Below are 14,313 nucleotides of genomic sequence, written 5' to 3'. Positions count from 1 at the left end.
TTCGATGACACACCTAGACCCACGGTTAACGTTTGCCTCTCGAACGAAATCAGAGGTGTGCGATGAAGGGGCTGTGGATGACGCTTTTCTGTGGAGGATTGGGGCTGTGGATCGGTTCACATCGCTGGTTGCCGCTGTGGAGCATTGTTGCGCTGTGGGGGCTGGGCATCGTTTTGTGGGGCTGGGCGGTGTGGCTGGAGCATCGGGAGGGGGTAAATCATGATGAGCGCTGATCTGGACGAGTTAATACTCATCAGTTGTCTCTGTCCGGAGCTGGTCTGGTCGGCATCTTCGACGCGGTCTGTGATCGTTGCGAATGATGGAACAGTGTTACGCCTGTACCGGATGCCGCTGCTGTTATGGCTGGATCCATTTCGCGCTGAATTATTCGTTTCCGAGCTCAATGGCAGCCGGAAGGTAGTGAGGCCGACATGACATCCTTGGCATTGGAAGTGAATTTTGGTTGCAGCCTGCAACCATTGGATGACGTCTTTAAAGGAGTACAGGGAGTGTCCAGCGTGGTGAATACAGCAACGTTCAGACTGGCAATTTGCGCCGTTTTTATTCCAGTGGCTCTGTCCCTGACTGGATGCGGAAAAAGCTGGGACGGTCGTTATGAGGCGGCGGGATACAGGCCTGGTGAGGTTGTTCTAGAGGTCAAAGGAAGTACAGCTACCCGCTCCAGATTCCAGTATGGAAGCCTGAGCTTTGCAAGTGAGTTCAGTGTCGAGCAGAAAAGCGACAAGGTCATTTTCAGTCTGAAAGGTGGCGACAATGCAACCTACGTGTATGCACAGGCGGCCGATGATCGTGGTTTGAAATGTATCAGCGATTCCTGCAACAGCATGTTCTCTCCATTGAGCAAAGAATGGGTACGGATGGATAAGAAATAACCTGTGTCACAGGCTCTGCGAGCACAAAATTTCAGCCTGGGGTAGATTTCGAGAGAGGGTTGATAAGGTTACAACTGAATCCGTTCGACCTCATCCAGGCTGATCTCCTCTCGGCGCCTGTCATACAATTGCGTTGTCCGCGTCGAGGCATGGTTAGCCATGGCCGCCGCGTTTTCCAGGGTGCCGCCGTTCTTCAGGTAGGCGGTGATCCCGGTCGCCCGAAACGTGTGATTACCGATTAGCGTCTGGATTCCCGCCGTCAAGGCGCGCCGACGCACCATGGCATGGGCATTGGCTTGAGGCAGTGCATTAGCGCTTAACTGTCCGGTGCCACGCGCGATGGTGCGGAACAGCGGCCCTTTCGCGTCATCCTCAATCCCTGCGCCTTCCAGGTACGCATGGAGGTACACCTCCAGAGAATGATGGCAGGGCATTGCATGTTGCTTGCCGCCCTTCTCCCTCAGCCGCACCCATAGACGCCGGTTCTGCGTGTAGACGTCCTCGACCTTCATGCTCAGCGCTGCGCCGATCCGTGCAAACGAAAACACCATCAGCGCAATCAGCGCCCGATCGCGCAGTCCTGCATGAGTGCTGCTGTCGATGCTTTCCAGCAGTTGCCGTGCTTCGGACGAATCAAGCACCGGCGTTTTGCCGGTGCGAGTGGTATGGCTCGGCCCACGTACGGAAGCGGCCGGGTTATGCGGCACCACCTGACCCACCACCAGCCAGTCGAATAGATGCCGTATCGCGGCCAGACGTTGTTTCACCGAGGGGGCGGCCAATGTCTGCAGCTGCAGCTCGATCCAGGTAGCGACGTGCAACGGGGCTACATCTGCCAGGCTGGACACACCTACGACATGACACCAGGTTAAAAAATCCTGAGTGGCCCTGGCATACGCCCGGCGGGTGTTCGGGTTGCGAATATTGGCCGTGAAGAACTCCAGAAAGCGCGTCCCCGCGCGCTCGTCGGCCTGACGGATCAGTGCCGGCACCTGCGCCGGGACAGTGCGCCTCCGGACGAGTCCGCTCACAGCTCGATCCCTAAGCGCTCCTTGAGCACCTGCTTGCCGTAGGCTTTGCCCAGTTCCAACATCAGGCTGAGGCTCGCACTGCCGACTTTTTCGGCGCCGGTCTTCGTCAGCGCCCAGACTTCGCCGTCGCGAACGGTGTCGAGAAACTCATGGCCTTTATAAGTCAGGCGCTTGGCCTGCCAGACGGGAAAGGTGTCTGATAAGAACGAAGCGTCCTGCCCGATGAGAAACCCTCCGTCGTGTAGCTGCAGCACATGATAAGAAATTTCCCGAGATGTCCGGTTTTCCAGCGAGAGCGTGATGCCCTCCTCAGGGCTGTGATCACTCGCCTCGATGGCCAGCAAAATCTCGCGCACCAGGTCTTTGTCGAGCTGCATCGGAGTTTCCCTTTCCTATATGTGATAAAGGACATTATCACCTATAGAAACCAGAGATGGCCAACGGCTACCCCGGCGCCGAGGAAGTCAGACGAAAAGCCATCGACCCGTTATCATGCAGCCCATCTTCGCCCGGCGCTTCGGCGTCCGGATGTTCATTTTTTTACCGCGCACTTCATCGGCGTGGGATGTAGGAGCAGTGCATGACGGATCAAAAAGGTGCCGAACAGGTGGCCAGCAGCCTTGCGACTCAGGCCCTGAACGAGGCTCGCGCCCGGTATACCTCGGTAGAGGAAACACCCGCCGAAGCACCTGAAGCGCCGAAAAAGAGGGGACGCAAAGCCGTCGCCAGTCAGATCAGCAGCACCCTGCAGGACCTGCAGAAAACCCTGTGGACCACCGCGGACAAGATGCGCGCCAACATGGACGCCGCCGAGTACAAGCACATCGTGCTCGGGCTGATCTTCCTCAAGTACATCTCCGACAGCTTCGCCGGCCGTCGCGCCGAGCTGGAGCGGCGTTTTGCCGATGCCGGCGATGACTACTACCTGGGCAGTGAGGACGCCGAACTGCTGGCCAGCGAGCTGGAAGAGCGCGACTACTACAAAGAAGTGAATGTGTTCTGGGTACCGGAAGTGGCCCGCTGGGAGTCGATCAGGGCCAACGCCAAGCAGGTGGACATCGGCAAACGCATCGACGAGGCCCTGGCCGCTATCGAAGCGGAAAACCCGCCATTGAAAAACATCCTCGACAAACGCTATGCCCGCGCCCAGCTGCCGGATGGCAAGCTCGGCGAGCTGGTCGATCTGATCTCGACCATCGGCTTCGGTGGCGACGCCCACCAGGCCCGCGACCTGCTCGGCCAGGTGTATGAATACTTCCTCGGCCAATTTGCTAGTGCCGAAGGCAAAAAGGGCGGGCAGTTCTACACCCCAGCCAGTATCGTCAAAACCCTGGTGGCGGTGCTCAATCCACACCACGGCAAGGTCTACGACCCTTGCTGCGGCTCCGGCGGCATGTTCGTCCAGTCGGAAAAATTCATCGAAGCCCACGGCGGTAAGCTCGGCGACGTTTCCATCTATGGTCAGGAGTCCAACCCGACCACCTGGCGTTTGGCGGCGATGAACCTGGCGATCCGTGGAATTGATTTCAACCTTGGCCGTGAGCCGGCCGATACCTTTATCCGCAATCAGCACAGCGATCTGCGCGCCGATTTCGTCCTGGCCAACCCGCCGTTCAATATCAGCGACTGGTGGCACGGCAGCCTCGAAGGTGACCCGCGCTGGGTGTATGGCACGCCGCCGCAAGGCAATGCCAACTACGCCTGGCTGCAGCACATGCTGTTTCACCTCAAGTCCAGCGGCCGGGCCGGCATCGTCCTGGCCAACGGCTCGATGAGCTCCAGCCAGAACACTGAAGGCGACATCCGCCGGGCCATGGTTGAAGCGGATGTGGTGGAAGTGATGGTCGCGCTGCCTGGCCAACTGTTCTTCAACACGCAGATCCCGGCCTGCCTGTGGTTCCTCACCAAACAGAAAGTCGCTCGTCCTGGCGAAGTGTTGTTTATCGACGCGCGCAAGCTCGGTACCAATGTCAGTCGGGTGCAGATCGAACTGCTCGACAGCGACATCGAACGCATTGCGCAGACGGTGGCCAATTGGCGCGGGGTGCCGCTGGATGTGGGTGGAGAGATTGCGGAATACAGCGATATCCCCGGCTTCTGCCGCAGCGTGACCCTCGCCGAAATCGCCGAGCACGGCCATGTGCTGACGCCGGGACGCTATGTCGGGGCCGAAGCAGTGGAAGACGACGATGAGGCCTTTGCCGAAAAGATGCAGAACCTCACCGCCCTGTTGGGTGAGCAACTGGCCAAGGGAGCGGAGCTTGATCAGTTGATCCGGCAGAAGCTCGGGGGGCTGGGCTATGAATTCTAAGTGGCACAGCACTCAGCTTTCGACTTTGCTATCTGGTAAGCCGCGTAATGGCCTTTATAAGGGCGCTGAGCACCAAGGAGTTGGTTGTCGCTGGATAAAAATGAAGGACATATATGGAATTGACTTCATTAAAAATCAGGCAATGATGCGAATTGATGCAACACCTTCTGAAATAGAAAGATTTGGTTGTGAGGATGGTGACCTCCTATTTGGTCGTACCTCTCTAACGTTAGAGGGTATTGGTGACTGTGCTTTGCTTTGTCAGCCTAGAGACACGCCAATTTTCGAGTCGAACCTGTTCCGAATTAGATTTGATCGATCAAAGGCTGATCCAAGATTTTTCTATTATTTTTTCAAGTCCCAACAAGGCAAAGAATTAATACAGTCCATTGCTAAGCAAACTGCTGCCACGAGTATTACTGCAACCGATTTAATCGGTTTGAATGTCCCGTGTCCCGATTTAGCAGAGCAGCACAAGGTTTCAGGCTTTCTGCAGGCTCTCGACGACCGCATCACCCTGCTACGCGAAACCAACGCCACCCTGGAAGCCATCGCCCAAGCCTTGTTTAAATCCTGGTTTGTCGATTTCGACCCGGTGCGCGCCAAGGCTGAAGGGCTTGATCCGGAAGGCATGGATGCGGCCACTGCAGCGCTGTTTCCCGACAGTTTCGAAGAGTCAGAACTGGGTTTGGTGCCGAGGGGGTGGCTGGTTAAGCCGATTGGTGATGCTGTCGAATGCATTGGCGGTGGTACACCTAATACCAAAGATCCAAGCTATTGGGAGCCGGCCGAGCATGCCTGGACAACACCAAAAGATTTATCAGGGCTGCAATCGCCAGTATTGCTCAATACTGAACGCAAGCTCTCGACATTAGGGCTGGCAAAGGTGAGCTCTGGATTATTGTCTGCGGGTACTTTATTGCTGTCTTCTCGTGCACCGATTGGCTATTTGGCAATAGCACAAATGCCTATCGCGGTGAACCAGGGGTACATTGCCATTCCCACCGGTGGCGAGCTGTCACCGCTGTACATGTTGTTCTGGTGCCGGCAGAACATGGAAGGCATCAAAGCACGCGCCAATGGCTCGACTTTTATGGAAATTAGCAAAAAGGCGTTCCGCCCAATTCCGGCATTGGTGCCATCAGCTAATGTATTGGTCGCTTTCGCGAACGTTGCAGATCCTATCTTCGAGCGCCTGATCGAAAACGAACGCCAAGCCCAAACCCTCACCCAACTCCGCGACACCCTACTACCACGCCTGATCTCCGGCCAGCTGCGTCTGCCGGAAACCGAGGTTCTGGTCGAGGAAGTTTGTGCATGAGCAAGGGAACGATTCCCGCACTGCCTGAGGGCTACGTCGACTGGCTGACTCAGCTTAAAGGCGACATCACTCAGGCCCGGCAGCGGGCGGCGCTGGCCGTCAATGCCGAGTTGGTGCAGCTGTATCACCGCCTCGGCGGCGAGATCCAACAGCGCCAGGAGGCCCATGGGTGGGGTGCCAAGGTCATTGAGCGCCTGGCCCGCGACCTCAAGGATGCTTTTCCGGATATGAAGGGCTGGTCAGCCAGCAACCTCAAGTACATGCGCTTCTTCGCTCAGCATTGTCCGGATCGCCAATTTGGTCAGCAGCCTGCTGACCAATTGCCCTGGTTCCATGTGGTGACCCTGCTGACCAAGCTGGACAGTCCTGCCGAGCGCGAGTGGTATGCGCAACAAACCGTGCTGCAGGGCTGGTCACGCAGCACCTTGGAGCTGAACATCAAGAGCCGTCTGCAGCAACGCCAAGGCTCAGCCGTCACCAACTTTGTCACACGCCTGCCCGCTGCTGATTCGGCCTTGGCCCAGGAAACCCTAAAAGATCCGTACCTGTTCGATTTTCTTGGTTTGGGCCACGACGCCCAGGAACGCGAAATCGAAGAAGGGCTGATCCGTCATATCACCCGTTTCTTGCTGGAGTTAGGGGCCGGTTTTGCCTTCGTCGGCCGACAGTTTCGCCTTGAAGTCGGTGGTGATGAATTCTTCATCGACCTGCTGTTTTATCACACCCGACTCAAGTGCTATGTGGTCGTGGAGCTCAAGGCGACAGCCTTTAAACCCGAACACGCCGGCCAGTTGAATTTCTACCTGGCGGCGGTGGATGCACAGATCAAGGCCGAGGACGACAAACCCACCATCGGTCTGCTGCTGTGCAAACAGCAGAACCGCCTAGTGGCCGAGTACGCGTTGTCGGGTATCGACAAACCCATCGGCGTCGCCGAATACCAACTCCTACGGGATTTGCCCGACACCTTGGGCCGCAATCTGCCGAGCATTGCCGAGATCGAGGCGGAGCTGGCCGGTGAACTGAACACAGGAAGTGAAGTGGAATGACCGAAGACCAATTGGAACAGGAAACCCTCGGCTGGCTGGCAGAGGTGGGCTACACCCATGTGTACGGCCCGACTATCGCCTATGACGGCGAGAGCCCTGAGCGTGACAACTACCGTCAGGTGGTCTTGGTCGAGCGGCTGCGCAGCGCCATGGCCAAGCTCAATCCCAAGGTGCCATTGGCCGCGCGCGAAGATGCGCTCAAGCAGGTGCTCGAGCTGGGCCTACCCGTACAGCTGTCGGCCAACCGCCTGTTCCATCGCCTATTGGTCAGCGGCGTACCGGTGCAGTACCAAAAAGATGGCGAAACCCGAGGCGACTTCGTCCGTCTGATCGACTGGGTTGAGGTGAAAGCCAACGATTGGTTGGCGATCAATCAGTTCAGCATCCAGGGGCCGAAACACACCCGGCGTCCGGACATCATCCTGTTCGTTAATGGCCTGCCGTTGGTGTTGCTGGAACTGAAGAACCCGGCCGATGTGAACGCCGACCTGGGCAAAGCCTTCGACCAGATCCAGACCTACAAGGAACAGATCCCGGATCTGTTCCAGTACAACGAAATCCTGGTGATCGCCGACGGCAGCGAGGCGCGCATGGGCTCCTTGTCGGCCGATGCCGAACGCTTCATGAACTGGCGCACCATCGACGGCAAAGATCTCGACCCGCTAGGTCAATTCAACGAGCTGGAGACGTTGGTACGCGGTGCCCTGGCGCCGAAGATGCTGCTCGATTACCTGCGCTACTTCGTGTTGTTCGAGGATGACGGCCGGCTGGTAAAGAAGATTGCCGGCTATCACCAATTCCACGCCGTGCGCGCCGCCATTCAGCAGGTGGTCACTGCGTCGCGTCCCGGGGGCACCCATAAGGGCGGGGTGGTCTGGCACACCCAGGGCTCGGGCAAGAGCATCACTATGACCTGCTTCGCCGCCCGAGTGATGCAGGAAGCAGCGATGGAGAACCCAACCATCGTGGTGATCACCGATCGCAACGACCTGGATGGCCAGTTGTTCGGGGTGTTCTCGCTGTCCCAGGATCTACTGCGCGAACAGCCAGTCCAAGTGGAGTCACGCGGTGACTTGCGCACCAAGCTGGCCAACCGGCCCAGTGGCGGCATTGTGTTCGCCACGATCCAGAAGTTCATGCCTGGAGTGGATGAAGACACCTTTCCAGTGCTGTCCGACCGCTCGAACATCGTGGTCATCGCCGACGAAGCGCACCGCACCCAGTATGGCTTTGGCGCAGAGCTGAAAACGTCGGACGGGCTACAGACCGCCGAGAGCCAGGCCCGTTACCAGGTGGGCTATGCCCAGCACCTGCGCGATGCGCTGCCGAACGCTACTTTCGTGGCCTTTACCGGTACCCCGGTGTCCAGCGAAGACCGCGACACCCGCTCGGTGTTTGGTGAGTACATTCACGTCTACGACATGCAGCAGGCCACTGAAGACGGTGCCACAGTTGCCATCTACTACGAATCGCGGCTGGCCAAATTGTCCTTGAAGGAGAGTGAGCTACCCGCGATCGACGATCAGGTCGATGAACTGGCCGAAGATGAAGAGGACGACCAGCAGTCGCGCCTGAAAAGCCGTTGGGCCGCACTGGAAAAAGTGGTCGGGGCCGAGCCTCGGATTCAAAGCGTGGCAGCCGACCTGGTCACACACTTTGAGGAGCGTAATCAGGGGCTTGTGAGCATGGGGCAGATGCCCGGCAAGGCCATGGTGGTGGGCATGAGTCGCGAGATCTGTGTGCACCTATACAACGAGATCGTCGCTTTGCGTCCAGAGTGGCACGACGAAGATCCGGAGAAAGGTGCGATCAAAGTCATCATGACCGGCAGCGCGTCGGACAAGGCCTTGCTGCGACCGCACATCTATTCAGGACAGCTCAAAAAACGCCTAGAAAAACGCTTCAAGGATCCGCTCGATCCACTCAAGCTGGTGATCGTCCGTGACATGTGGCTAACCGGTTTCGATGCGCCGTGTGTTCACACCCTGTACGTGGACAAACCCATGAAAGGCCACAACCTGATGCAGGCCATTGCCCGAGTTAACCGCGTGTTCAAGGACAAGCAGGGCGGTCTGGTGGTGGACTACATCGGTATCGCCAATGAGCTGAAAGCCGCGCTCAAGGAGTACACCGGCAGCAAGGGCAAGGGACGGCCGACCGTGGATGCCCATGAAGCCTATTCGGTACTGGAGGAGAAGCTCGACGTTTTGCGCAGCCTGCTGCATGGCTTCGACTGCAGCGATTTTCTCACCGGCGGGCACAAGCTGCTCGCCGGGGCCGCCAACCATGTGTTGGGCTTGGAAGACGGTAAGAAGCGCTATGCCGATACTGCACTAGCCATGAGCAAGGCCTTCACGCTGTGCTGCACCTTGGATGAAGCCAAAGCCGTCCGCGAGGAAGTGGCGTTCTTCCAGGCGATCAAGGTGATCTTGATCAAGCGTGAAGTCAGCCAACAGAAAAAGACCGACGACGAGCGTGAGTTGGCCATCCGTCAGATCATCGGCAATGCTGTGGTCTCCGGCGAGGTGGTGGACATTTTCCAGGCCGTGGGCCTGGATAAGCCCAATATCGGCCTCCTCGACGACGCGTTTCTCGCTGAGGTGCGCAACCTTCCCGAAAAGAACTTGGCGGTAGAGTTGTTGGAGCGTTTGCTCGAAGGCGAAATCAAAAGCCGTTACAGCACCAACCTGACCCAGGAGAAGAAGTTTTCCGAACTACTGGCCAATGTGATTAAACGCTACCAAAACCGCTCGATCGAAACCGCCCAGGTCATTGAGGAACTGATCGAAATGGCCAAGAAGTTCGCCGCCGCGAGCCAGCGTGGCGATGGGCTTGGGCTCAACGATGACGAACTGGCGTTTTACGATGCCTTGGCCAACAACGAGGCCTCGGTGCGCGAACTGGGCGACGAGATCCTGGCCAAAATTGCCCACGAACTGACCGCTAGCCTACGGGCTAATGTCAGCGTCGATTGGAGCAGCCGTGAAAGCGTGAGGGCCAAACTGCGCATTCTGGTACGGCGGATTCTGCGCAAGTACAAGTACCCGCCGGATCAAGCCGAGGAAGCGGCTCAGCTGATTCTCAACCAAGCTGAAACGCTCTGTGAGGCGTGGTTATAGGCGTGAGCTCATCGAGCCTGTCCGTAGGGGACAGCGAGACAGAAGCATGCGACACCTTTTCTCTGGGCAATGAATCTGCCTTACAGGTGTCGCCTGACCGCCGTCGAGTTCCATCTAGCCGCCTTGCCGGCAGCGGCCTTCAGTATGGTAGGGGGAAATCCAGGGTAAACAGATCCCTTTATTTTTGGAACTAGGCCTCGGTTCCCTGAGTAAAACCCCTTCGCCAAACGCTGTAAGTAGTGACGCTACCCTTTACGCACTTGATCTATTTGCTATGATTCAATGAGTATTTGATAATTAACTCTTTTACGCTTAGGTGCCTAATGAAGGTTATAGCTGTGTTGAACCAGAAAGGAGGGTCGGGGAAAACGACCATAGCCACCCATCTGGCACGTGCCCTACAACTGGATGGTGCCGATGTTCTGCTCGTGGATTCAGACCCTCAGGGTAGCGCCCGTGATTGGGCCGCAGTGCGTGAAGACCAACCACTAACCGTCGTCGGCATAGACCGCCCGACCATTGATCGTGACTTGAAGAACGTCGCCCGCAAAGATTTTGTTGTAATCGACGGCGCACCCCAGGCGGCAGATCTAGCTGTATCGGCTATTAAGGCCGCTGATTTCATACTGATCCCGGTGCAGCCTAGCCCCTACGATATTTGGGCGACAGCCGACCTTGTTGAACTAGTCAAGCAACGTATCGAACTCACAGATGGCCGCCTGCAGGCTGCGTTTGTGGTGTCGCGGGCTATTAAGGGCACTCGTATTGGTGGGGAAATCACCGAAGCTCTGATTGGCTACGGCTTACCTGTCTTGGATTCTCGTATCACCCAGCGCGTCAGTTACCCAGGTACAGCAGCACTCGGCACGACGGTTCTAGAAGCAGAACCGGACAGCGATGCCGCTGATGAGATTCGCGCCCTAGCAAATGAAATTAAGCAAAAACTTCTTTAAGCATTTGAGGTAAAAAGTTAATGAGTAAAAATACAGGCGCACTCACAGCTGGTCGCCCGAGTGCTAGGAACAAGGCAGCTACCCTCGCCAGTCTGTCCGATGACGTAGAAATAAAGCGGGTTAACTTTCAGCTTCCAGCCGATCAGCACACCAAGCTGAAAATATACGCGGCCAAGCAAGGTAAAACGATCAAGGAGCTACTGACTGAGTATGTCGCAGCACTTCCTGAGTAATTGATAAAAAAAGTAAATGAGTTTTTGATTTTCTCAGTGGTTTTTGTGTGAATCTGAGTGGTACCCCAGTGGGAAATGACTAAAGATTCCGGGTTAAACAGCTAATAGATATTTATGTTTTAGCTAGTTATGATGAGGCGAAGCCTTTTGAAGGATTTAGTCTTATGAAGAGTGATCTGTCGGAGTCTGGGCCATCTAAGAAAAACGTCACCAAGTCGAATGACTTGGTGAAAGCTGCTTACAAGCTGACCCTGAATGAGCAGCGTTTGTTGTTGGCCGCTATTTCTCAGATTGACCCTCGCAAACCAATGCCTCGACCTATTTCGATCACCGCCCCTGATTTTTCAGAGCAGTATGGAATCCCGCTCAAGCACGCCTATGAGGCCTTGAAAGAGGCGACATCGTCGCTTTATGAGCGCGACATAAAAACATACGATGGTCGCTACAAAAGCCGCTTTCGCTGGGTTGACCGGGTGGACTACATGGATGGAGGAGGGGAGACAAAACTGTACTTTACCGTCCACGTGCAGCCGTATTTGGTCCACCTGAACAAGAGTTTCACGACATATGAACTAAAGCGAATCGCAGACCTATCCTCTACCCACTCAATCAGGCTGTTTGAACTACTACAGCAGTTCAAAAGCACGGGGTTCTACACTGTCAGCGTTGAGGGTTTCCGGGAGTTACTAGAGCTAGGACCGTCCTACGAGCGTTACAGCAACCTTAAACTCAAGGTACTAGATCCTGCCATTGCGGAACTTAGGAAGAAAAGCGGCCTTCTGATTGAGCTGACAACAGAGAAAAAGGGAAGGGCGATCAGTCGGCTGATCTTCAAATTCAGGGATGACGATCAGATGCGGCTAAATTTCCCATAGTCTGTGGATAACAGCCGGAATCCTTAGTCTTTCAACCCGGAATCCTTAGCTCTTTCCCCGGAATCCTTAGTCTTTCAACCCGGAATCCTTAGCTACTTAAACCCCAAACCCCGCGTACCACAAGGGCTACAGGGGTGCTAAAAACAAGATTAAAAACAAGAAAAAACAGGTTTAAAAAGCTATCCATCAAAACAAGAAAAAACGCACGCATAGCGCCCCTCCAGTCGCTGTAGGCCGAGAAAACCGCACACCCCTGCAAATACGTGCAACGGCCTTTCGCTCCTTCGCGGCGCTGCCTACGGCATGCACGCTACGCGCGCAAGTAATCAGTGTCAGGGCCTAGACTCGGCCTTGTCTGGTCAACGTAGGTAGGTCTCAGTTATCTCAGGCCTGAAATGCCCCAGCTCTTGAGACACAACACGCTTAGCTTCTTCGCGTGGTAGGTAGCATTGCACTGTGCTAAATCGCTCCTGGGCGTAACAGTGCCTGAGCCCATGCGCTCCTTTTGACCAACCAAGGGCTGCTTTGGAGGCAGCACCAAAAGACTTACTCCAGGGCTGACCACCACCCAGTCCGTAGTGCTGCTGATAATGAACGCCTCGATCCGTAGTTCGGATGGGGTCTACAAGACGTATTGCTTCCAGGCGTTTGGCCAACGGTATGGGAATACGAACCTCACGGGTCAGGCCTCCCTTACCGTAAACGGTATAACCGAGGGTTTCATCACGGATACCCACAAACTTCAGAGCATGTGCCGGGCGCTCATCCGGTGCTTGGTGATGGATGCGCCGCAGGGTTAGCAGCTCATGGGCACGTAAGCCAGCGGCATACGCAATCTCGGTGGCCAGAGCATTGTGGGGCGACTGTCTGGCTACGATCAGCGCAACCTGAGCACGGGTGTACAGCCTGGATTCCTCAGCGAGGCGCCTTCCGAGTGTTGGCTGTCCTGGTTTCCCAGTGTTGGATTTAGGAGCAGTGCTTCTGATGACGTCCAGGGTTTTACCTGCCTCCAGTCGATGAGTGACGTGTTGCATCATCGACTGAAGGGCTTGCCGCTCCATATCCAGCGTTTTCTGGCCTACAACCGCTGCGCGCTCGCGCAGGTAGTCCAAGGCGCTGGCAGGCGTCATGTCCCGCAGACTGCCTAGGCGCTGTTCTTGGAGATAGACAGTGATTTGTTTCAGACGGGATTCGTAGTTGCGGACGGTGCTGACCGATTTGATGCGCCCACCCTGCAGCTGCTTCATCACTGAGGCAGCCTGTGTTGCCGGTTTAGCGAACTTAGCCATCCTGCCGGTTTTGGTGCAGCCAGCGATTTACCGTTGAACGCGCGACAGTGATTCCCTGTTCAGCAAGCCAGGTCTGTAACTGCGTGCCGTTGCAGCCAAGGTTATCCAGGCTCAATAAATAGTATTTGTGTTCATCTAGCACTGAGCGCTGCTGGGCGTAAGTCCGGGGTTTTCGACGTTCCTTGGACTGCGCTTTGAGCCGGGCGGCAACCGCTTCGACGTTTAAATGTTCCATTTCGGTTTTCCTTCTGTAAGAACAACTGACCGCATCGACGGTTCAGCGACACTCCCGCTTGCGCGATATCTCTAGTGCCTGTTCGCCCCCCTTTGCACGGTTGTGCAGGCGGGGACTGATCACGCCTCCTGGTTTACGAGTCTGGTCTCGGTCTTGCCGTTTAAAGTCTGGCTTGCGCGACCTGATGCCCGTTTACGGTTGGCTCTCCGTGTCGATTGCCATCGATACGATGACGTATCAGCACTCGACGTGCGGGGGTTCTGATCAACGAATCACGTTGATCAGAACCCCCTTCCACCTATGCCCTTCGGTGACGATGACGTCGCGTCGGGGCGCCGGGTAGCTCGGTTTCGGCAAGCACAGGATACGTGTCCATACTGGGATTATCCAGCGATATTTGGTCGCGTTGTATTTGTAGCGTTTTTTATAGATATCCAATATCCCCGCTATGTAATAGCAATTCTATTGCGTTACGTAGCGGGGATATTGATATTTATTTACGCAACATTTATGTGGGTTCAGGAACAAAATGGATCGTGAAAAGCCTACAAAAATCGCTGAAAAACCATTGGGGGGCATCAAGGTGCCTTGGGGGAGATTTATGAGGCCACTGAGTTCTATTTGGAAAAGCTTTGGGATGACTCTGCTAAACCACTGCGGTTCATAGCGAAACCCTTCGGGAATCACTGACATTCATCCTCCCACCACTGAGATTTCACTCAGCGACCTTTGGACTTGCACTGCCATTCACTCAGAGGCTTTCAAATATCGCTGATGACTCACTGGGAATCATCAGCATTTCACAGCCGGCACGCACGATTCACCGAAATGGCGTTGCCGTTCCCTTGGCAAACCATCGCGGTACCTTCAGTTCCCAACTGGGGAACTGAAGAATTTCGTGGGACTTCGATGACACACCTAGACCCACGGTTAACGTTTGCCTCTCGAACGAAATCAGAGGTGTGCGATGAAGGGGCTGTGGATGACGCTTTTCTGTGGAGGAT

The 14,313-nt window shown here is 55.7% G+C and carries 13 protein-coding genes; 9 read left to right on the top strand and 4 right to left on the bottom strand.

Going from position 1 to position 14,313, the window contains the following annotated elements:
• Positions 1-77 precede the first annotated feature (77 nt).
• The gene (locus FHL07_RS23735) at positions 78-233 is read left to right on the top strand and encodes a hypothetical protein (RefSeq protein ID WP_178084408.1); all 156 of its coding nucleotides are present in this window, start codon (positions 78-80) and stop codon (positions 231-233) included.
• A gap of 198 nt (positions 234-431) precedes the next feature.
• Positions 432-893 carry a hypothetical protein gene (locus tag FHL07_RS23345; protein ID WP_138738966.1) on the top strand — a complete coding sequence of 154 codons (462 nt, stop codon included), beginning with the start codon at positions 432-434 and terminating at the stop codon, positions 891-893.
• A gap of 68 nt (positions 894-961) precedes the next feature.
• Here FHL07_RS23345 and FHL07_RS23340 read toward each other — a convergent pair whose 3' ends face one another.
• Positions 962-1,924 (bottom strand): tyrosine-type recombinase/integrase, encoded by a 963-nt coding sequence (locus tag FHL07_RS23340; RefSeq protein ID WP_178084407.1) that lies wholly within the window; start codon positions 1,922-1,924, stop codon positions 962-964.
• Positions 1,921-2,301 (bottom strand): DUF2513 domain-containing protein, encoded by a 381-nt coding sequence (locus tag FHL07_RS23335; protein ID WP_138738965.1) that lies wholly within the window; start codon positions 2,299-2,301, stop codon positions 1,921-1,923. Before FHL07_RS23335 ends, FHL07_RS23340 begins: the two co-directional genes overlap by 4 nt.
• A gap of 203 nt (positions 2,302-2,504) precedes the next feature.
• On the opposite strand from FHL07_RS23335, the gene FHL07_RS23330 reads away from it, so the two are divergent.
• The 7 genes from FHL07_RS23330 (at position 2,505) to FHL07_RS23300 (ending at position 11,785) form a co-directional block, all read left to right on the top strand.
• Positions 2,505-4,235 carry a class I SAM-dependent DNA methyltransferase gene (locus FHL07_RS23330; RefSeq protein WP_138738964.1) on the top strand — a complete coding sequence of 577 codons (1,731 nt, stop codon included), beginning with the start codon at positions 2,505-2,507 and terminating at the stop codon, positions 4,233-4,235.
• Complete coding sequence (locus FHL07_RS23325) at positions 4,225-5,556, top strand: restriction endonuclease subunit S (RefSeq protein WP_202979108.1); 1,332 nt, start codon at positions 4,225-4,227, stop codon at positions 5,554-5,556. The genes FHL07_RS23330 and FHL07_RS23325 overlap by 11 nt, the downstream gene beginning before the upstream one ends.
• Positions 5,553-6,605 (top strand): PDDEXK nuclease domain-containing protein, encoded by a 1,053-nt coding sequence (locus FHL07_RS23320; protein WP_138738963.1) that lies wholly within the window; start codon positions 5,553-5,555, stop codon positions 6,603-6,605. Before FHL07_RS23325 ends, FHL07_RS23320 begins: the two co-directional genes overlap by 4 nt.
• On the top strand, positions 6,602-9,724 hold the full coding sequence (locus tag FHL07_RS23315; RefSeq protein WP_138738962.1) for a type I restriction endonuclease subunit R: 3,123 nt from the start codon (positions 6,602-6,604) through the stop codon (positions 9,722-9,724). Before FHL07_RS23320 ends, FHL07_RS23315 begins: the two co-directional genes overlap by 4 nt.
• Before the next feature lie 323 nt (positions 9,725-10,047).
• Positions 10,048-10,677, top strand: coding sequence for a ParA family partition ATPase (gene parA, locus FHL07_RS23310; RefSeq protein ID WP_073510313.1), 630 nt, complete (start codon positions 10,048-10,050; stop codon positions 10,675-10,677).
• A 20-nt stretch (positions 10,678-10,697) separates the two neighbouring features.
• On the top strand, positions 10,698-10,910 hold the full coding sequence (locus tag FHL07_RS23305; RefSeq protein ID WP_138738961.1) for a chromosome partitioning protein ParB: 213 nt from the start codon (positions 10,698-10,700) through the stop codon (positions 10,908-10,910).
• Between the two features lie 164 nt (positions 10,911-11,074).
• A complete protein-coding gene (locus tag FHL07_RS23300; protein WP_138738960.1) occupies positions 11,075-11,785 on the top strand; it encodes a replication initiation protein in 711 nt (236 codons plus the stop codon).
• Positions 11,786-12,144: 359 nt separating this feature from the next.
• Here FHL07_RS23300 and FHL07_RS23295 read toward each other — a convergent pair whose 3' ends face one another.
• Together FHL07_RS23295 and FHL07_RS23290 are read right to left on the bottom strand one after the other, a co-directional pair.
• Entirely contained in the window at positions 12,145-13,074 is a 930-nt protein-coding gene (locus tag FHL07_RS23295; protein ID WP_138738959.1) for a site-specific integrase, read from the bottom strand.
• Positions 13,067-13,309 (bottom strand): hypothetical protein, encoded by a 243-nt coding sequence (locus FHL07_RS23290; RefSeq protein ID WP_138738958.1) that lies wholly within the window; start codon positions 13,307-13,309, stop codon positions 13,067-13,069. Before FHL07_RS23290 ends, FHL07_RS23295 begins: the two co-directional genes overlap by 8 nt.
• Positions 13,310-14,313: the final 1,004 nt, after the last annotated feature.

The sequence above is a fragment of the Pseudomonas sp. FSL W7-0098 genome (genome assembly GCF_005930585.1).
GTDB lineage: Bacteria > Pseudomonadota > Gammaproteobacteria > Pseudomonadales > Pseudomonadaceae > Aquipseudomonas > Aquipseudomonas bubulae.
Note: the sequence above shows the minus strand (reverse complement) of the source record. Positions and strands in the feature narration are given on the sequence as shown.